Annotated in this window: 6 protein-coding genes; 5 read left to right on the top strand and 1 reads right to left on the bottom strand. The window is 60.6% G+C overall.

From position 1 onward, the window contains the following. Positions 1-11: 11 nt before the first annotated feature. Both GT019_RS03585 and GT019_RS03580 read left to right on the top strand, forming a co-directional pair. Positions 12-893 (top strand): TolB family protein, encoded by an 882-nt coding sequence (locus GT019_RS03585; RefSeq protein WP_161741231.1) that lies wholly within the window; start codon positions 12-14, stop codon positions 891-893. Positions 894-1,060: 167 nt separating this feature from the next. Next, the gene (locus GT019_RS03580; protein ID WP_161741229.1) at positions 1,061-1,504 is read left to right on the top strand and encodes a VOC family protein; all 444 of its coding nucleotides are present in this window, start codon (positions 1,061-1,063) and stop codon (positions 1,502-1,504) included. Positions 1,505-1,588: 84 nt separating this feature from the next. Here the strand turns inward: GT019_RS03580 and GT019_RS03575 are convergent, their stop codons facing one another. Continuing rightward, a complete protein-coding gene (locus GT019_RS03575) occupies positions 1,589-7,555 on the bottom strand; it encodes a galactose-binding domain-containing protein (RefSeq protein ID WP_161741227.1) in 5,967 nt (1,988 codons plus the stop codon). 1,525 nt (positions 7,556-9,080) lie between these two features. On the opposite strand from GT019_RS03575, the gene GT019_RS03570 reads away from it, so the two are divergent. The 3 genes from GT019_RS03570 to GT019_RS03560 all read left to right on the top strand — a co-directional run bounded on the left by GT019_RS03570 (position 9,081) and on the right by GT019_RS03560 (position 20,859). After that, positions 9,081-12,647, top strand: coding sequence for a S8 family serine peptidase (locus tag GT019_RS03570; RefSeq protein WP_161741225.1), 3,567 nt, complete (start codon positions 9,081-9,083; stop codon positions 12,645-12,647). A gap of 79 nt (positions 12,648-12,726) precedes the next feature. After that, complete coding sequence (locus GT019_RS32395; RefSeq protein ID WP_161741223.1) at positions 12,727-17,013, top strand: S8 family serine peptidase; 4,287 nt, start codon at positions 12,727-12,729, stop codon at positions 17,011-17,013. Positions 17,014-17,127: 114 nt separating this feature from the next. Further along, positions 17,128-20,859: a S8 family serine peptidase gene (locus GT019_RS03560; protein ID WP_161741221.1), complete on the top strand. Its 3,732-nt coding sequence runs from the start codon at positions 17,128-17,130 to the stop codon at positions 20,857-20,859. The last annotated feature ends 42 nt before the right edge of the window (positions 20,860-20,901 follow it).

Raw genomic sequence — 20,901 nt, 5'->3', positions numbered from 1 at the left:
GAGACTAGACGATGAATACACTATCGGAACCACGCAAAGAAACAGGCAGGAACGTGATCAGCATCCTGGAAACGATCGACGTGCGCAGCGGCGAGCGCAGCGTCCTGAAAGTGTTCGATTATTTGATCGAGGCGCCGAATTGGACCGGCGACGGCCGTCGTCTCGTCTACAACAGCCTGGGGTACCTGTACGCGTACGACATCGCGACGGGAGAAAGCACGGTCATCGAATCGGGCTACGCGGTGCAATGCAACAACGACCATGTGCTGTCGCCCGACAATGCGCGGGTAGCGGTCAGCCATCATACCTACGAGGACGGACAGTCCCGCATCTATACGTTCCCGCTGGCAGGCGGCGAACCGCTGCTCGTCACGCCGATGGCCCCGAGCTATCTGCACGGCTGGTCGCCGGACGGAAGCACGCTGGCGTATTGCGCGGAGCGCAACGGCGAGTACGACATCTACACGATTCCCGTCGACGGCGGCATCGAGACGCAGCTGACGAACGTGCCCGGCCTTAACGACGGCCCCGAATACTCGCCGGACGGCAAGCATATCTGGTTTAATTCGGTGCGATCGGGACTGATGCAAGTATGGCGCATGAACGCCGACGGCAGCGAGCAGGTCCAGATGACGTTCGACGAGAGCAACAGCTGGTTCCCGCACGTATCCCCGGACGGCGAATCGATCGCCTATATTACGTATCGCAAGGGCGACGTGGCTCCTGGCGATCATCCCGCGAACAAGCAGGTCGAGATTCGCGTCATGTCGAGCGCAGGCGGCGAGTTCCGCACGCTCGTCGAGCTCTTTGGCGGGCAAGGCACCCTGAACGTCAATTCCTGGTCGCCCGACGGCGGCCGACTGGCTTTTGTCAGCTACAGGGTGAAAGAATAGAGAGGCCGGACAAGAGACGGTTGGCAGCAAGCGGGAGTCGAGCGCGAATCCGCGCGGTCCGGCCGAGAACGGCATGATTGCATGCGGCTGGCGAGATCGTATTGCGGGACGTTGCCGCGACAGCGGGGATAGTCCTATCGCATAATAATTCGTACTGGGAGGTAAGCATGGAAAACACGATTCTTCAAACAACCCTGGTTTGTCAAATCGCGATGATCGTTCGGGACGTGGAAAAGGCTACCGCACGCTTCGCCGAGCTGCTCGGCGTTCCCGCCCCGAAAGTCATCATGGCGAACGAGGACGGCAGCGATACGGTGACGTACATGGGACAACCGACGAAAGGCAGGGTCAGATTGTCCTTCTTCCATATGGAGAATCTCGTCGTCGAGTTCATCGAGCCTACGGAAGACCCGACCACCTGGAAGGAATTTCTCGACACCAAAGGGCCCGGCGTGCACCACATCGCCTTCAAGGCGAAGAACCGGATGCTCGAAACGGCCGCGAAGCTGGAGGCGTTCGGATATCCCCTCATCCAAAACGGCGACAAATACGCCTATGTGGAAAGCACGGGCGATCTGGGCGTCATCCTCGAACTCCTCGACGTGGACTGAGCGCAACGGCAAAAGGGCCGGGAAGCACCTGATAGCAGGTGTTCCCGGCCCTTGTCGTTGCGCCTTGCGGCAAGCTTTCGCGGCTTAAGCGAAAACTTCCAATTCGAACAACGAGTAGCCGTATTGCGTATTGCGCTGCGTGCCGGTCACTTTCACGTAACGGGCTTCGGCCGGCGCGATGAAGATATTGTCGATGCCGCCGTCGCCGTCCGTCGCGGCGTAGACCTTCGTCCACGTCTCGCCGTCCGTCGACACCTCGATCGCGTAGGCCTTGGCGGAAGCATTTTCCCAGTTCAGCAGCACCCGGCTAACCGTCGTGACGGCGCCCAGGTCGACGCTGATCCACTGCGGATCGCTGAACGCCGATTCCCAGCGGGTGCTCTTGTCGCCGTCCACGGCGCGTTCGCCGCCTTGCAGCGGATTCTCGGACGTGGCCGTCGGCTTGTTCAGCGCCAGGTTCGTCGCCGGCAGGATCGCCTGGACGACGGCGTTGCCCCTGTAGCCGACCGCCTGCACCGTCACTTGATACTGCTTGGCTTCGGTGAACAGGTCCGCGTTCAGCGTAAGCTTGCCCGCGGCTACCGCGTACTGGTCGGCGCGAAGCGCCGCGCCGTTCAGCTCGACCGCGTTGATCGCGCCGCGCCAAGCTTGGTCGTCCGCGAACGTCAGCTCGATCGGCTTGCCGAGGACGTTACCCGCGTCGTCCGCCTGCAGCGCCGGTCCGGCGAGCGGCGCTTTGTCGCCCGCGTACACCTCGAGCTCCCAGAGGGAGAAACCGTAAGGCGTGCCGCGCGTGATGCCGTTCATTTTGACGTAACGGGCGCTGACGGGATCGAACGAGAGGTCGTCGATGCCGCCGTTGCCGTTCTCGGTCGCGAAGACCGTCGTCCACTTCTCGCCGTCCTCGGAGACGTCGATCGTGTATGCTTTGCCGTACGCGTTCTCCCAGTTCAGGACGACGCGGTTGATCGTCTTGGCGGCGCCGAGGTCGACGCTCATCCATTGATTGTCCGCGAAGGCCGATTCCCAGCGGCGGTCGAGTCTGCCGTCGACCGCGTCCGCGCTCGAACGGTGGTAATCCGGCGAAGAGGCCGTCGGTCGGTTGAACGCCAGGTTCAGCGGGTTCGGATTCGTTTGCCCCTGATCTTGTCCCGGGTTTTGCCCAGGGTTTTGCCCCGGATTCTGGCCTGGATTCTGATCTGGATTCTGGTTCGGGTCGTTTTTGGCCGCGACCGTTTGCTGCACAACCGCGTCCGCGTAATTCTTCGCTTCAACCGTGATCGCGTACGAGCCGGCTTTGGCGAACAAGGCCGCGTTCAGCGCGATTTTGCCTTCGGTTACCGCGTACTGGCCCGCGCCGATCGCGGTGCCGTCGAGCTTGACGGCGCCGATCGCGCTTCTCCAAGCCGCGTCGTCGTCGAACGTGAGGACGATCGGCTGGCCGACGACCGCGTCCGTCGTATCCGCGTTCAGCTCCGGCGCGCTCGCTAAGCCGTCCGCATCGCCGTACACTTCGAATTCATAGAGCGAGAAGCCGTAGTTCGTCGTGCGTTCCGTGCCGCTCACTTTCACGTAGCGCGCGCTGACCGGCAGGAAGCCGATGTCGTTCGTGCCCGGCTTGCCGTTCGTCGTGGCATAGACGGTTTTCCAGGTTTTGCCGTCGGCGGACACGTCCACCGTGTAGCTCTTGCCGGCGGCGTTCTCCCAGTTCAGCAGCACGCGGCTGATGACGTTCTCCGCGCCAAGGTCGACCGTGATGAATTGCGGGTCGCTGAAATCGGATTCCCAACGGGTGTTCTTGTTGCCGTCGACCGCGTTCTTGCCCGGCTGCTTCGCGTCGATCGACGTCGTCGCCGGCTTGCGGAGGGCGAGGTTGACGTTCGAGGCCGTGACGATCGTTTGCTTGACGGCGGTATTGGCGAAGCCTTTCGACTCGACCGCGATGTCGTAGCTGCCGGCTTTCGCGAACAGCGAGCCGTCGAGCGTGATCCTGCCGGGCGATACTTGAACCTTGCCGGCGTCGACCGGCGTGCCGTTCACATTCACGGCCGTGATGGCGGTCCGCCAATCCGCGAAATCGTCGAAGCCGATATCGATCGGCTGTCCGGCGCGGTTAAGGGTGGCGTCCGCTGTCAATTCCGGCGCGTCAAGCGCGCCGGCCGGCGTGCCGTACACCTCGAGCTCCCAGAGGGAGTAGCCGTAATCGGTCGTCCGCGCCGTGCCGTTTACCTTGACGTAGCGGGCATTCTCGGCCGCGAACGTAATGTCGTCGATGCCTTCGTGGCCGCGCGTCGTGGCATAGACGGTCTTCCAGTCTTTGCCGTTCGCGGACACCTGAACGGTGTAATCCTTGCCTGCGGCGTTCTCCCAGTTCAGGCGCACGCGGCTGACTTTGTATTCGGACTTCAGGTTGACCGTGATGTACTGCGGGTCGCTGAACGCGGACTCCCAGCGGGTGTCGGCTTTGCCGTCGACCGCGAAGGCGCCGGCCTTGTTCGCGTTGTCGGACGTGACCGTCGGCTTGTTCAGCGCCAGGTTCGCGGTGCTGTTCGTGGTGACGATTTGCTTGATCGTCGCGTCCGGGTAACCGGCGGCTTGCACGGCGATGTCGTAGCCGGCTTCGACCGGGAACGCAACCGCATCAAGCGTGATTTTGCCGGCTTGCACGCGATAGTTCGAGGCATCGACCGTTGCCCCGTTCACCTTCACGGCGCCGATGGCTTGCCGCCATGCCGCGTTGTCGGCGAACGTCAATTCGACCGGCTGGCCGACGATGTTTTGCGTCGTATCGGCCGTCAGGCGCGGCGGGATCGCTTGATTCAGGTCCGTCACCTTCGTCGGATCGACCTTTACCAGCGACTTCGCGCCGACTTTGGCGGAGCCGGTCACGCCGGCGGCGTTATGGAACGTCACGGCGATCGGCGCGTTCGTCGGATTCCAGATCATCGCCGAGTAAGCCGCGCCTTTCTTGTAGACCGTGGCGCCGGACCAACCGCTTGCCCAGATGTCCGTGGTGCGTTGGCCGAGCGTCGCCATGTTGTGCACGAACCAGTACGTGTCGAAAATTTCGTTCTTCTGCGTGCCTTCGACGGTGAATTTGTCCAGCACCGCCTGCGGGTCGCTCAGCGATTCGATCGGCCAGACGATATGCTGCCACGCGTCCTCCGGACCTTCGTTGTCCGCGACCATGCCGTCGTACAGATCGGCGGCCTTCCGCGGATCGAAGCCGTAGCTCGTCAGGTATTCGCCGGTCGGCAGCCAGTGGATGCCGTATATGTTGACCGGATCGCCGCTGAAGAACGTGCCGAAGTTATAGGCGCTGCCGTAGACTTGGCCGGTCGACTTGTGGTCGAATGCCGGCAGCCAGTTGTCGCCGTCGTAGTTGAACCAGTACTGCTCGACCGCTTTCAGCTCGGTCGTGAAGCCGTAGATGGCGATGTCGCGGACCGATTTGTCCCCGGACAGCAGCCCCCACATGTATTCGCCGACCCAGCCGAACAGCGATTCGCCGGCGGCTTCCTGGTTGTTGCCGTTGTTGTTGTCCCCGTATCCGCCGGCCCACGAATGGCCCTCGTACGGATCGAAGTTGCGCAGGAACGGATACTGCGGGTCGTTCTTCGACGGGTTGGCGTAATCCCGCACGAGCTGCTCGACCATGCCGCCGTAATTGTCCTTGAAGTCCTGGTCGTAGGTCGCCAGGATCGCGGAGGCGAACACGTAGTAGCCGTACGTGAAGTGATGGTCCGTCAGGCCGGTATTGGCGCCGAACTCGCTCGATTTGTAATACATGGTTCCCCACGTCGGATCATAATACATGAAATAGTCCGGTTCGCCCTTCGTGTACGTGTACCAATCGGTCAGGATCGTGCGCAATCGGCCGAGGAACATGTTCTTGTAGGCATCGTCGCCGATCTGATCCGCGATCAGCACGCCCATGGCGAGCGGGTGGAGCACTTTGCCCTGCCAGTACGCGTCGCCGGACATGATGTTCTTCGACGTCGCTTCGTCGAGATAAGCGAGCTGCTCCAGCAGCGCGTCCCGCGAATAGGTCGGGTCGCCCGGTTCCGTGAATTGCGGCACGATGCCGTAGAACCGGTCCGTCGTCGTGAAGTCGTTGCCTTCATGCACCTTCAGCGTGCCCCGAATGGACGGGTACGACAACGCCGTCAGCGGCGACGCGGTTTGCTTCCATTGATGCGGCAGCAGCGCCATCAGCGTCGTGTGCGCAAGATCCGTCCGTTTCAGATCGATCGTCGCCTCGAACTTGGTGGTCACCTCGGACGTCGCTTCGTCGAAGCCCGGCGTGACCGTCGTCTTCGCGACGAACGCGTAACCGTGTTGATAGAAATAGTTCAGGTCGCTTGCCGCTGGCATCGCGGCCAGGGACAGGTAATGCGCCCCGCCGCCGAGGCGGATCTTAACCTTGTTGCCGACTTTAATGAACGAGGAGCCTTCCGGCGCGAAGACGCCGTAGTGGCGAACGACGGTCTTTTGCTCCGGCGAGCCGTCCACGTTGGTGACGGTGAAGCCGATGTGGTCCGACGTCAGCGCGGCGCCGTCGGTCGCGAGCACCGGCTTGCCGTCGTCGCCGAAGAACGTCGTGGCGACCGGGAAGTACAGGTCCGGCGTCGTCGGATCGCTGAACTCCGAATACAGGTACGGCGAGCCTTTGACCAGCGTCGTTTCCATCTTCTTCGTGTCGTTGTCGCTGAATACGACGGTCGCGGACCAGTCGCTGTAGCCGGAGACGACGTTCTTGGCGCGCGAGGCGCCGATGTTGCCGGCCGACAGGTAGAAATCGGGCGCGCCGTCCGCGGCTTGCGAATTGCCGTCCTTGTTGACCCAGCCCGCGCCCGGGTTCAGGATGCCGAGGCCTTGCGAGGTGTATTTGGACTTGAGCGGAAGCGTCACGAGGCTGTCGCTCAGGTTCTTGATCAGCACGGATTGCCACCAGTCGTTGGAGGCGATCGGCGCGGTCACGTCGGCCGTCTTGTTGATCGGCGGACGCGGCTGCGGCATCGAGATGTCGCTCGTCAGGTAGCTGCCCTTGCCGACGTCGACGACGGACGCGGTCGGCAGCGCCGGGATGTCATAGACCGGTTTCGGGTCGCCCGGCACGTAGTCGTACACGTTGAAGTCGTACAGGGAGTAGCCGTAGCTCGTCGTCCGGCTGATGCCTTTCATCCGCACGTAGCGGCCGCTGGCGTAGATCGGCGTGTCCATCCAGCCTTCATGACCGTTCATCTCGCGATAGACCGTCGTCCAATGCTCGGCATCGTCGGATACCTGCAGATCGTAGACCCGGCCTGCCGCGTTTTCCCAGTTCAGCCGCACGCGGCCGAGCTCGCGGACGCTGCCGAGATCCACATAGAGCGATTCGTCGCTGGTATCGCGGGAAGACCAGCGCGTCTTCGGATCTCCGTCGACGGCGTACTCCGGGAGCAGGAGCGGTTTATCTTTATCGGGTATTTGGTAAGAGGAAGCGACGACCGGTTTTTTCAGGGCGACGTCCGGCCCGAGCACGATCGGCTGCGGATTGCTGCCGCCGGTGCCGTATACCTCGAATTCGTGCAGCGAGACGCCGTAATTGCCGGAGCGCTGCAGCGACAGCATGCGGATATAGCGGCCGGAACCCGTCAATGCGATCGTGTCCACGCCCCCGTCGCCGGCGGCATTGACGTAAATGTCCTTCCACTCCGACTCGTCGTCGGAGACTTGAATCTTGTACGATTTGGAGTAGGCGTTCTCCCAACGGAGAACGACCTTGTCGATGGTCGCGGGGGCGCCGAGATCGACGTAGATCCATTGCTGGTCGGCGCTGAACGCGCTGCCCCAGCGGGAGTCCAAGTCTCCGTCCACCGCCTTGTCGGGCGAGAGGCCGCCTTCCATCGATGAAGCATAAGCTGCGCCTTCATAGGATAGCAAATGAGACGAGCTTGCGGCCTGCGCGGCAGGCTGCATGTTCAACGAGCCAATCAGCATAGCGGCGGTGATGGATAACGATGTGAGCGGCGTACGTGTCTTGGTAATGCGTTTAGCAAGTGAACCCATACTTATTTTTCCTCCTCTGAAAGTACCCCTAAGGGCTTGAATCGAGCTGCGCCGTCGGCGCATATGAAACTTTCATCCCCATTTCGGGAGCGTCCCGTTTCACAGCGTCATTATATTCTGTCGATATAACGAGAACAATGGGCGTTATTGCCTAGGAATGGAAGCCGAAACAGGTCCTTGTGGCTATACTTGGGAATTCGTATCGCGTCGTCTCTAGTGCGTTTGGATAACATTGTAAGCGCAATAGAAAGCATTCGATCCCGAATCTTGGCGCGACAAGAATGGGATTCTCGGCAAATTCCGCCCGTCCATCGGCGAATAGGTACTTTGGCCCGTGAAGAGCGGACGTCGTCTCGAAAGGGAAGCGGCCTTTCGCGCAAGACTTAAGGAAGACTTTAGGTATCACATTCCGCAAGGAACGCCCTCTTCTGGGCTATCATTTCATAATTAGGATTTTATGGGCATTCAATATGGCGCCACCGATCGGAACGCCAAAGAAGGCTCCTCTCGCGGGCAGCCGTTTTTTTAGTATAGGGGGAGCGATTTCTGCTGGATAGGGGAGATAATTCTACTGAATAGCGCTAATGTTTTACTATATTTTACAATTAAATAGTACGGATGGAATGGAAATCGGGAAAATCGCAATTCGTAAAGCCGGCAACAACGTGAGCTGATCCCTCAATCGACTCGCGCGCATGGCAATCGCTCCCGAATCCGTCCGCCGTCACAGGCGCGCTTACGGATCGGCGAACGCCGTGCGGGCATTTCTGTTCCGGGATTCGGAACGGAATCGACCGCCTGCTGAACGGCGCGTAGACGCGCGCTGCGGCGAAACCCCAAATCGGCTGCCTTTTGGCGGCTATTTTTTGGCCTATCTACTAGGACCGCAGATATTTCGACATGAGAGGTGAGAGAGGATAGACCCATCTACGTTATTTAATATAACACCAATTTCCTAATTTTTCATTATCTTTTTTCATGAGAGTTTAAAAATATAAATTTCTTGACGTTTCCAATAGCGGAAATATATAATTTTCCTCAGATTCAGACAAGATGTTATGTTATCTGACGTTGACCTACATTCGAGACAGAAGAGGTGGTCGTATTACGAAAATCATAGAATAACGGAAACCCCTATCAACCTTTATTAGGAAATGAAGCGGGGTTTTATTTTGTCGTTCTATCTACTTACTAGTAAGTTTGGATCAGATTGCTAGGCGAGTTGTCTTAACCGAAGGGGCAGTGCCGCGGTTCCGGATAAGCTCGGAACGAATCGCGCGGCACGCATGGATGAGTTTCATAACGTAGAAGTCCAATTGCGACAGAAGGAGCGAAACGCTTGAAAAGTAGAGTGGCAAGACATTCTTTCACGATGTTGCTTTCCGTATCGTTGGCGTTCGGCCTGCTTCCACGTCCGATGTTCGCCGAAGCGGGAACGGGAGGTCAAGCGAGTCCGTCGCCATATGCGAGCGGAACATTCGGACATTGGCCTCCCCCGGCGGCTGCGACGGGAAACCGGGTTATCGTGAAATACAAGGACGGCGCGAACGCGGCCGGGATCCACGCGGATAACGGCATATCGGCTTCATGGAGCCTCGCGCGGTCGAACACGGAGATCATGGAGGTGGCTGCGGGAACCGACGCGGCGGGCGTGATCGCCAAGCTGAAGCAGGATCCGTCGGTGCTGTATGCCGAACCGGACATCAAGATCAAGCAGCACAAGCCGTTGAAGCCGAAGGATGGTTCGTCCCCTTCCGGCGGACCGGCGGGCGCGCCGGTTACGGGCGCGAACGGCAATCAGAAGCAGGGCGCTTCCGTCGCGCCGCAGAGCGAGGCGGCAACTGAGGCGGGCATGGCGGCAGCTGCCGTTCCGAACGATCCGCAGTTCATGAATCAGTGGGGTTTGCATTACGAAGGACAAGGCATCGACGGCGAGACCGGGTCGCCGATTTTCGGGACGTGGGATGTCGATATCGACGCTCCGGAAGCTTGGAACGTCACGAAAGGGACGCCGGATACGGTTGTCGCGGTATTGGACACGGGCGTCGACATCGAGCATCCCGACCTGCAGGACAGCATCTGGACGAATGCGGGCGAAATTCCCGGCAACGGCATTGACGACGACCATAACGGCTTCGTCGACGACGTGCACGGCTGGAATTTTTACGGCGGCGACAATTCGCCGTACAGCGTCTACGACGACGATTTTTACGGCACGCAAATCGCCGGCATCCTGGCGGCGGCCAACGACAACGGCATCGGCATCTCCGGCGTCGCGCCGGGCGTCAAGATCATGCCGATGAAGGTGCTGGGACCGGAGGGCGGTTACGTGTCGGACGCCCTGATGGCCATCGATTACGCCGAACGCATGGGAGCCAAGATCGCCAACGTCAGCTGGTCGCTCGAAGGTTACAGCCAGGCGCTCAAGGACGCGATCGACGCATCGTCCATGCTGTTCGTCGCGAGCGCTGGCGACGACGAGGTGAACATCAACAAAGACAACTATCCGGAGTATCCGGCGGCGTACGACAGCGACAATATTTTGTCGGTGGCCGGCATCGACATGGACGGCAAGATGTACGGCGTCTACGGGCGGAGCTCGGTCGATATCGCGGCGCCGAACATGAAGGTGCTGACGACCGTGCCGACCCGCGACCCGGGCGTCGGCGCCGAGATCGACAACGGCACGTACAAGGTGATTTACAACGAATTAGGCTATGAGGGCTTATTCACGTCGTCGGAAGATCCTTCCGATCCGAGCTCGGTCATCATTAATCGCCAGGAAGGCTTCGACAAGGCGCTGGCGTATCTGGACAAGCCGGGCGGCGACGCGAAGATTTTGTTGGTGTCGGACGAAGAACAGACGTATGCGCTGCCGCTCTATCAAGACCTGCTCCAGTCGGCCGGCCGCTCCTACGACATCGTCAACGTGCAGGCGGGCGAGGACGGTCCGGCGCTCGAGAAGCTTAGCCAGTACGACATCGTCATTTGGTTCACGGGCCAAGCGGTCGGCTCCGTGGTGAACGGCCAGCTGACGACGGTGCTGCGGGGCGCGGATCAATCGAATTTGACGGCTTACCTGAACGGCGGCGGTCATCTGCTGCTGGCAGGTCCCGGCGCGCTCACCAACATGGAGCGCAGCGAATTCGTGACGAACATGCTGCACCTTGATTTCATCCGCTACGACTTCAACCGCGGCGCGATCGACTACAGTACTTGGCGGTCCGCCGACGGGCAGCCGGGCACGATTTACGAGAATCAAAGCTATCAGATTTCTTCGATTTTCTATTCGGATTACAAGTCCAATGACGAATCCGTCGCCCGCATGAACCTAAGCGTGCCGATGGACGACTACAATTACGAGTTCGGCACCTATCTGGCCTCGCCGTTCGCGTCTGGCGCAGCTGCGCTCGTCATGAGCCAGGATCCGACGCTGGATGCCGAGGCGGTCAAGGAACGGGTCATCCTCGCCGGCAAGCATCTCGAATCGCTGCTGGACTACGACAGCCCGGTCTATAACGACAACGGCCGGATGGTCGACGCGTTCCGGGCAGTCAGCGACGACGACGCGCCGGGCAAGCCTCTCCAAGCGCTGCAGACGGACTCGCTCGATATCATGGGCGATCATCAGGACGTCTATTACGTGCATCTGAACGCGGGCGACAAGGTGAATCTGTCCCTGACCGGCGATCCGGACACGAAATTCGTCATGATGCTGTACAACCCGCACCTGAATTCATTGAACGATTGGGACGCATCCGACAAGCTTCTCGCGACGAGCAGGGAAGACGGCGCTCCGGCGGCCATCTCCTATCAAGCGGAAGAGACCGGCTACTATTATGTAAGTGTCATCGTCACCGGCGCCTCCGGCGCGTATACGCTCAGCAAAAACTTGGAATCTAGCAATCCGACCGGCACCTACGAGGATATGGATGCGGCCGTCGGCTTCTCCGGCTCCTGGACCGAGCAAGCGGATGCCGGCTATTCCGGCGGAACGATCAAGACGATCGACGCGGCGGGAAGCGCGAAGTTCTCGTTTACCGGCAGCCTGATCGAGCTGACGGCGCTGAAGGACGACACGATGGGCATCGCGGACGTTTACGTGGACGGGGTCAAGGTCGCATCGCCTTCGTTGTACAGCAAGACGCCGCAAGCCAAGCAATCGATTTTCAAGCAATCGCTAAAATTCGGGTACCACACGATTGAAGTCGCGTGGACGGGCAAGGCGGATCCGGCGGTGAAGCGAACGGTTCACGCGATCAACGTCGATTCGTTCATCGTCGGAGACGGCGGCGGCGCATTTGCATCCATCGCGGAAGAATCGGACGCGGCGTTCAATTTCGTCGGCATGTGGGCATGGCAATCCAATGCCAACTACTCCGGCGGACACGCGGAAGTCACCGAAAGCGCCGGCGCGTACGCGGAGTTCACGTTCACCGGGACGAACGCGGTCCTGAAAGCGGCCACGACGCCAAGCAGCGGCAAAGTCACCGTCATGGTCGACGATCAGCCGGAGACGGCGAAGACGATCGATCTCTACAGCGCTACCGCGCAATACCAGGTTCCGGTGTTCGACACGGGCGCCCTGTCTTACGGCCCGCATTTGATCCGGATCGTCAACGTGCACGCGAAGAACGAGAAGTCGAGCGGTTACGGCACCAACGTCGATGCCGTCGTCGTGACGAAGCCGTCCGGGGACGACAGCCTCAAAATCTATCAGGACATGAACCCGTTCGTGCATTATACCGGCATTTGGTCGATGCACCTGTCTACCAAGAACGCCGGCGGCAGCGCGAAGTATTCCGACGCGGCCGGCAATTCCGCGACGCTTTCGTTCCTCGGCACGAAAGTGTCGCTGCTGGCGCAAACCGGGGCGAACCGCGGCATGGTCGACGTGTACGTCGACGGCGTCAAGGTGAACGCGGATCCGGTCGATATGTACAGCCCGCAATTCAAATACAAGGTGCCAGTGTTCGTCTCGGACGTTCTGCCTTATGGCAGCCACGACGTGAAAATCGTGAACGCGGGCGAGAAGAACGCGCTATCCACCGGTTATACGATCTCGATCGACGCCTTCTACGTCGTCAAGTAAGCCTCGCGGCCTACGGACGCCGGAGTCGGCGGCGCAATAGCACTTCTCTATCATTCATGCGGAAATGGGGAACACAAACTTGAATAACGTACTCATGAAAAAGTCAGCCGCGTTCGCAGCTTCCATGCTGCTGCTGTTAAACGTGCCCGCGCACGTCATGGCTGCCGACAACGGCTCAGCCGATGCGACGAGCGGCATGCCGAAGATCGACTACAAGCAGCTGAAGGAAGCGATCGACAAAGCTTCCGCGGCGGCGGCAACGTCGACGGCGCCGATCATTTCGCCGAACATTAACACGAAAGCGACCGGCAACGTGAACGTCATCGTGCAATTGAGCCAGGATCCCGTGGTCGTCGGCAAGTATGCCGCCCAGCTCCGCAGGCAAGCCTTCTCGGCGCAGTCGGCAACGCAAGCGATTCAAAAGGAGCAAACTTCCTTCGTCGCCGCTTCGAAGGCGAAAGGCGTGACGCTGAAGGTCAACCGCAAGTTCGCCAACGTGCTGAACGGCATGGAAGTCACCGTGCGCGCGGACCAAATTCCGACGCTTGCCAAGCTGCCGGGCGTCGTCAGCATCAACGAGAACCTGACGTACTATCCGCTTGCGGACGGTGCGGGCAGTGCGGGAGGCGCGGCCGTCGCCGCCGATCCGGCGTACGATGACGCTCCGCTTAAGCAGATCGGCGTCGACAAGGCGTGGGCCGAAGGCTATACGGGCAAAGGCATGAAGGTGGCCGTTCTCGATACGGGCGTCGACTACATGCATCCGGACTTGAACATTGCCGGCGGCTACGATTCCTTTTACCAAGACGAGGATCCGTATGAGGAGCCGCCGCTCACGCCGTCGGAAGACGTGCTCGGCATCGGCTTCGAGGGTACCCAGCACGGCACGCACGTATCGGGAACGATCGCGGGCCGGGCGCGCAATACGGCGGCGTCGCAAGTGCAGAAAGGCGTCGCGTACGATGCGGACCTGTATGTGTACAAGGTGCTTGGCCGAGCCTCTAACGGTCTGGTGTCCGGTTCTTCGGCCACGATCATCGACGGCCTCGAGCGGGCAGTTCAGGCCGGCGTGGACGTCATTAACATGTCGCTCGGCTCGGACGAGAACAAGAGCCCGAATTCGCCGGATTCGATCGCGGTCAACAATGCCGTTCTGGCGGGCGTGACCGTGGTGGTCGCGAACGGCAACGCGGCGACGGAAGGGCCATATTACTACTCGATGGGCACCCCGTCGGCGGCGCAGCTCGCCTTTTCCGTCGGCGCGGCCACAAGCCCGAGCGCGATGCCGATCTACAGCGCGCGCGCATCCCATCAGATCTCGGGCGGCGCGCCGTCCGAAGCGAAGCCGCTGAAGCTCGCCCAGTGGAAGACGGGCGAAGAGAACTTCGAAGCCATGTTCGGCAACGATCCGATCGAAGCCGTGTACGTCGGTCTCGGCAAGGACTCCGATTACAAGAACGTGAACGTGACGGGCAAGATCGCGTTCGTCTCGCGCGGCGACATCACGTTCGTCGACAAAGTCGCCTTCGCGAAGAAGCACGGCGCGCTTGCGGTCGTCATGTTCAACGGCAACTCGAAAGTCGTCAATGGCGTGACGGTTCCGGATCTGACCGAAGACCAGGCCGGCCGAAACGGCCTGATCGGCCTCGATTCCGGACCGGGGGCGGATAATATCCCGACATTCGACATGGCGGGCGTCGAAGGCCGCGCAATCGCGCGCGAGCTGACCGCCGCCGCGGGGAAAACCCTCAGCTTCACGATCGAGGCGTTCGACAAGCTTGAAAACAAAGGCGACAACATGGCGGATTTCAGCTCGCGCGGCCCGAACTCGGACGGCAATTACAGCATTAAGCCGGACCTTGTCGCGCCAGGCGTCAACATTTATTCGACTTGGCCGGCCTATGGCAAATTCGTTGCGGGCGCCGACTACAGTCAGGCTTACATGCGCGAGTCGGGCACGAGCATGGCGACGCCGCACGTTGCGGGTCTGGCGCTGCTCGTGAAAGAAGCGCATAAGGATTGGACGCCGCTCGACATCCGCGCGGCGCTCGACAACACGACGGAACTGATCAGCGATCCGTCCGGAACGACGTACGACGTCTACTCCCAAGGCGCGGGCCGAGCCAACGTGGCGAATGCCATCGCGACGCCGGCTTTGCTGAAATCGATGGACGAGATCACCATCTACGACAGTCTGATGAAGCCGACGAAGATGGCGAGCGAAGCGGGCAGCGTGAGCTTCGGCATGATCGATGCCGGCTCGGAGCCCGTCTCGAAGCCGCTGGAAGTGCAGAACACGTCGAACGCCGCGGTAACGTACGAGGCGCACGTGGAAATGCACAAGCAAGTTACGTCGGACCCGGATCCGCTGCGGGCCGTTCCGACGCCGGACGTATCCAAGATCGATATGACGCTGGGCGGTCTCGGCGACGGCAATACGGTCTCGGTCGCGGCTAATGGCGACTTCGACTTGACGCTGACGGCCGAAGCGCAAGCGGATGCGGCCGACGGCGTCTACGAAGGCGACGTTATATTGGAAAGCGACGGCCTGCCTACGCTTCACCTGCCGTTCGTTATCCATGTCGGCGAAGATTCCGACCCGAGCGAATGGGGCGTGACGGACATGCGCGCGACGGACGTCGTCGCAGGTCCCGATCATCCGATCGACGTCACGGCCAAGCTGAACGCGAAAGACATGCAGCAATTGCTGCTGGTCGCCATGCCGCTTGATCCCTTTGCTTCCCCTTGCCTCGTGTCGAGCATGTACGACGAGGAGCTTGCCACGATTCCGACGGGACCGATTCGCTTCGAGCAGATCGACGGCAGCTGCATCGACATCGACGATCCGCGGGTGGACGAGGAAGGCAATTATTTGCTCGGCCAGCTGGACGGCTTGTACGAGCTTGAAATTTTCGCGCAGCATATCGATAAAACCACCGGCGAGCTGGACGCGGACCATATGCAGGTCGCGTACACGACGGTCAAATTCAGCAAGTTGAGCGTCGGCGGTCCGGGCAATGGCGATCCGGACAATGGCGATCCGGACAATGGCGATCCGGACACCGGCAATCCGGGCACTGGCAATCCAGGTGGCGGTTATCCCGGCGGCGGCAATCCGGGCAACGGCGGCACGGTGACGCCTCCGGCAAACGGAAGCATCGCGCCGACCGTGATCGAGAAAGGTCAATCGCTCGTGACCGCGAAAGCCTCCGCTTCGCTGCAAGGCAAGCAGTTGATCGCGACCGTGACGGACGCGGAACTCCAAACGGCGCTCGACGCGGCGAAGCAAGCTCCTGCGGCCATCGCGCTTGACGTCGCGAACGACGATGCGACGGAAGCGCAATTGCAGCTGACGTCTGCGCAAGTCGAGCTGCTGCGCAAAGCGCCGGCCGGCAGCTCCATCGTGTTCACTTGGAACGAGGATGCTTCAGTGGCCTTCCCGCTGTCGGCGTTGAAGGGCTTGACGGCCGGCGCCGGACTGAACGTTCGCGTGGCGAAGAACGCCGACGCCAAGGCGGCATTCCAAGCTGCATATCCGGATGCCGACGTATTGGGAGCGCCATATGCCTTCGAGGCGTTCGCGGCAGCGGACGGCAAGTCGACGCCGGTAATCTTCGCGGCGGAACAATCGTTCAAGCGTTCTTTCGTGCTCGATAAAGGCATCGACGCGACGAATGCGGGCGCCTTGTACGAAGAAGACGGCAGCGTGAGTCCGGTGGCGGCTAGATTTACGGCCGCGGCGGACGGCACGACGATCGTCACGATCGATCGCCCGGGCCTCTCGACGTATGCGGCAGCGAAACGCCATGTCGCGTTCGCCGATATCGGCGCATCGTGGGCGAAGGATCAAATTCAAACGCTGGCCGACGCATTCCTGCTGAACGGCACGAAGGCCGGCAAGTTCGAACCGAAAGCGAACGTGACCCGCGCGCAATTCGCTTCGATGCTCGTCCGAGGGCTCGGCTTGCAGAAAACGGCCGCTAAGGCGCCGTTCGGCGACGTGAAGGCGACGGACTGGTTCGCGCAGGACGTGGCGGCCGCCTATGCCGCCGGCCTCGTGGAAGGCGCGAACGGCTCGTTCAATCCGAACGCGCCAATCAATCGCCAAGATCTGACGGTGATGCTGGCCAGAGCGGCCGAACTGCTGAACCTGCTGAAGCCGGAAGGCACCCACAAGCCTTACGCGGATGCGGCGCAGATCAGCGCGTACGCGCAAGACAGCGTTCAGACGGTGAGCGATCTCGGTCTGATGGAAGGCTACGAAGCGCAAGGCGGCGTCAAATTCGACCCGAAAGCGGCAACGAGCCGCGAAGCCGTGGCGAAGGTGCTCCACAGCCTTCTGCAATCCGCCGGCCTGATTCAATAATCCGTTTCGGTCCGATGGAAGGGACTTCTTCGGGGGAGCCGCAGGCCGGCTTCCCCGGTCCTCATCGGGATTCGCGGCGGCAGCACATTATTTGTGACAGAAGGAGCCAAAACTTTGAAAAGACATGTACGCAAACAAGCGCTGATCGTAGCGCTTTCGTTGTCGACGGCGTTCGGGCTATCCGTTCCGGGCTATGCGGCTAGCGCGCATATGGCGGACGATACGAATCCGGCCGCGCAGACGAATCCGGGCAAAGAACGCAAAAGCCAGTGGCCGGCGCCGGCCGGGGGCATGTCCTCCGCGGACGACGCGGAGGTTGGCTCTTTGCAAGCGACTGTGCCCGCATCGGCTCTTCCCGTGACCGAGCAGGACAAATTTCTGGCCGGCCTCGGCGAACGGCAGGGAACGGCGCCGTCTACGACGGGAGGCCGGATCATCGTCAAATACAAGCAAGGGACAGATGCCGCGGCGTTTCGCGCCAAATCCGCGGCGGTCGCGGACGCGTGGAACCTTCCCGGAACGGGCCTGGAAGTGCTTGAGACGTCATCTGCCGACGTCAACGGCGTCATAGCCGAACTGAAGCAGGATCCGAGCGTGCTCTATGCGGAGCCGGACGTCAAGGTTCATATGGCTTCCGTGCCGAGCGATCCGTTGTTTCCCGATCAATGGGGACTGCGGAATGTCGGTCAGGTTATCGACGGGCCGGTCAAAGGTCTGCCCGGCTTCGACATCAATGCCATCAATGCGTGGGATATCAGCCAAGGCAGCGGCGACGTCGTCGTCGCGGTGCTTGACACGGGCGTGGACACGTCCCATCCCGATCTGAAGGCCAACATCTGGAAGAATGCGGGCGAAATTCCGAACAACGGCATCGACGACGACGGCGACGGATTCGTGGACGACGTGAACGGGTGGGATTTCTACAATGCGGACGGCACGGTATTCGACGCGAGCCAAGGGGATTTCCACGGGACCGAGGTGGCGGGCGTCATCGCGGCTTCGGCAAATAACGGCATCGGGATCAGCGGCGTCGCCCCGAACGTGAAAATCCTCCCGCTCAAGGTGCTCGGTCCCGACGGCACCGGTTATGCGTCGGACGTCATCCGCGCGATCCAGTACGCCGAGCGCGCAGGGGCGAAAATCGCGAACCTGAGCTGGACGACGGATACGTACAGCCAGGCGCTGAAGGATGCGATCGAAGCTTCGCCGCTGCTCTTCACCGTTGCGGCGGGCAATGAGCCGAAGGAAGATTTCTCGTTGAAAGCGCCGAAGAACCTGGACGTCTCTCCGGTTTATCCGGGCTCGTACGGCAGCAAAAATATCGTGACCGTAGGGGCCGTCGGTCCTGACGGGCTGTTCTCCTACTTCAGCAACTACGGACCGAAGACCGTCGATGCGGCGGCTCCGGGCATCGCGGTGCTGAGCACGGCGCCTTCCCGCAACATCGGCCTCGGGGCGCAAATCGATAACGGCACGTACAAGGCGGTCTACAACGTGTTCGGCTTTGAATCGATGCCGTCTGCCGAGCAGCGGCGGATGGCGTTCGACGGCGCGATGCAGTTCTTGGGCGGCAGCGATACCGAGAAGCCGTCCGTGCTGCTCGTGCAGGACGACATGCAGGACGCCGGATTCCCGGACGAGCTTGCCGTCTATACCGGCCTGCTGGATGCCGCCGGCTACGCGTACGACGTGGAGACGGTAGGCGCCGGTCAGGACGGACCGTCCCTCGAGAAGCTGAACGGCTACGATACGGTCATCTGGTTCACGGGCCTCGGCAACTCGTCGCTGAAGTCGGCCGACCAGGACAACCTGACCGCTTACCTGAACGGCGGCGGAAGCATGCTGCTCACCGGCGAAGGCTCGCTCTTCCAGTTGGTCGGCACGCCGTTCATGCAAGACACGCTCCACCTCGACTTCGTTCGCTTCGAGGTTCCCGAGTACGAGAGCTGGAGCTACGCGCTCGGCGTCGCGGGCACGATCTATGAAGCGGCGCAGTACGACTTGACGGATCAGATGAATTTCAGCGACGTCGAGACGACCGATCCGTCGATTACCCGGATCAACCTGGAAATTCCGGTCGACGACTACAGCAAGAGCACCGGGACGTCGATGGCCGCCCCATACGCGGCGGGCGTCGCGGCGCTGCTGCTCAGCCAGGATCCGTCGGAGAGCGCGGAGACGGTCAAGGAACGCCTCGACCTGAGCGGCAAACCGCTGGCTTCGCTGAAGAATAAAACGGCCAGCGGCAAAATGCTTGATGCTTATGGCGCGCTGACCGACGACGAGCTGCCGGGCAAACCGCTCGCAGGCGGCAATCCGGGCGGCACGCTGGACGAAGCGGCCAATCCGGACGACGTGTATTTCGTCCATCTGCTTGCCGGCGATAAGCTGACGCTCTCGCTGACGGGCGGCGCGGAGACGGATTACGACCTGTACGTCTACGCTCCGTCCGCGCAAACGATCCAGTCCAGCGTCGACATGGTGGCGCATGCCGAAACCGAAGGCAGCTCGACGGAATCCATCGTCTACGCCGCTCCGGAGACGGGCTACTATTACGTCGACGTTCACGCCTATGCGGGCGCGGGAACGTACGCGCTTCGCATGGACCATGACGAAATCGCGGCGCACGGAACAGGCGACTACGAGGACACCGATCCGGCGCTTGCGTATACCGGGGCGTGGCAGTCGGCTTCCGATGCCGGCTATTCGAACGGCACGTTGAAGCGTTTGAACGCCGAGGGCAGCGTAAGCTTCGCGTTTACCGGCAGCGAAATCACGTGGACCGGCGTCAAAGGCCCGGACCAAGGCATCGCCGATGCGTACATCGACGGCGTCAAGGTCGCATCGCCTTCGTTGTATAATAAATATAAGCAAATGAATCAAGTGTTGCTGAAGCAATCCGTGCATAACGGCGCGCATACGCTGACCATCGAGTGGACCGGCAGCCAGGAGCCCGCTTCGGTCGGCTCGGCCATCAACGTCGATCAGCTCCGCGTCGCCAATCCGGCGGAGACCTTTACCGTCAAGCTGGAGGAGAACGATGTGAATTTCGATTTTTCGAGCAAGTGGAAGCGGATATCGAACTCGTCGTACTCGAACGGATTCGCCATGGCATCGTACGAAGTCGGGGACGAGGCCGTGCTCACCTTTACCGGTACCCGGGGCGTATTGCTCGCGAGCAAGCTGAACAGCGTGACGCCGCTGATAGCGGTGACGGTCGACGATAAGCCCGAGACGGAGAAGATCGTCAACCTGAACGGGGACAAAGAAGGCAAAGACACGTATCAAGTGCCGGTATTCGACACGGGCGAGCTGCAGAACGGCAAGCACACGATCCGGATCATCAACGTCACCGATTTTATCGCCATCGGCCAGCAGCCGCTTCAGATCGATGCGCTCGTCGTGACGAAGGCGACGAAGGACGAGACGGAGAACACCACGACGGTCAACATCGAAGACACGAATCCGAACGTCAAAATGACCGGGATCTGGCAGACGAACCTGTCGCCGCAGAACAGCGGGAAAAGCTCGCGCTATTCGAACCAGACGAACAGCACGGTGGAAACGTCCTTCCGGGGATCGCACATCATCGTGATGGGCACCAAAGGGCCGAATAGGGGCAAGGCGGAAATCTATATCGACGGGAAGCTTGCGACTTCGAGCCCCGTCGACCTGTACAGTCCGTCTTATCGATTCCAGTCGAGCGTGTTCGAATTAACGGATTTGGACAATGAGATGCATACGATCAAGATCGTCAACACGGCCGAGAAGAATCCGAAATCGTCGGGGAATTATCTTTCGTTCGACGTCTTGAAAGTCATCAGCGACGGATTCGAGATTGATTAACGGGAGCATTCGGTTCAAGACCTCGTCTTTCAGGACGAGGTC

The organism is Paenibacillus glycinis (assembly GCF_009909185.1).
GTDB classification, from domain to species: domain Bacteria; phylum Bacillota; class Bacilli; order Paenibacillales; family Paenibacillaceae; genus Paenibacillus_Z; species Paenibacillus_Z glycinis.
Note: the sequence above shows the minus strand (reverse complement) of the source record. Positions and strands in the feature narration are given on the sequence as shown.

What these genes read in the sequence shown, in the direction of transcription:
- GT019_RS03580 (WP_161741229.1), top strand. Translation starts at nt 1,061, where the DNA reads ATGGAAAACACGATTCTTCAAACAACCCTGGTTTGTCAAATCGCGATG.
- GT019_RS03575 (WP_161741227.1), bottom strand. Translation starts at nt 7,555, where the DNA reads ATGGGTTCACTTGCTAAACGCATTACCAAGACACGTACGCCGCTCACA.
- GT019_RS03585 (WP_161741231.1), top strand. Translation starts at nt 12, where the DNA reads ATGAATACACTATCGGAACCACGCAAAGAAACAGGCAGGAACGTGATC.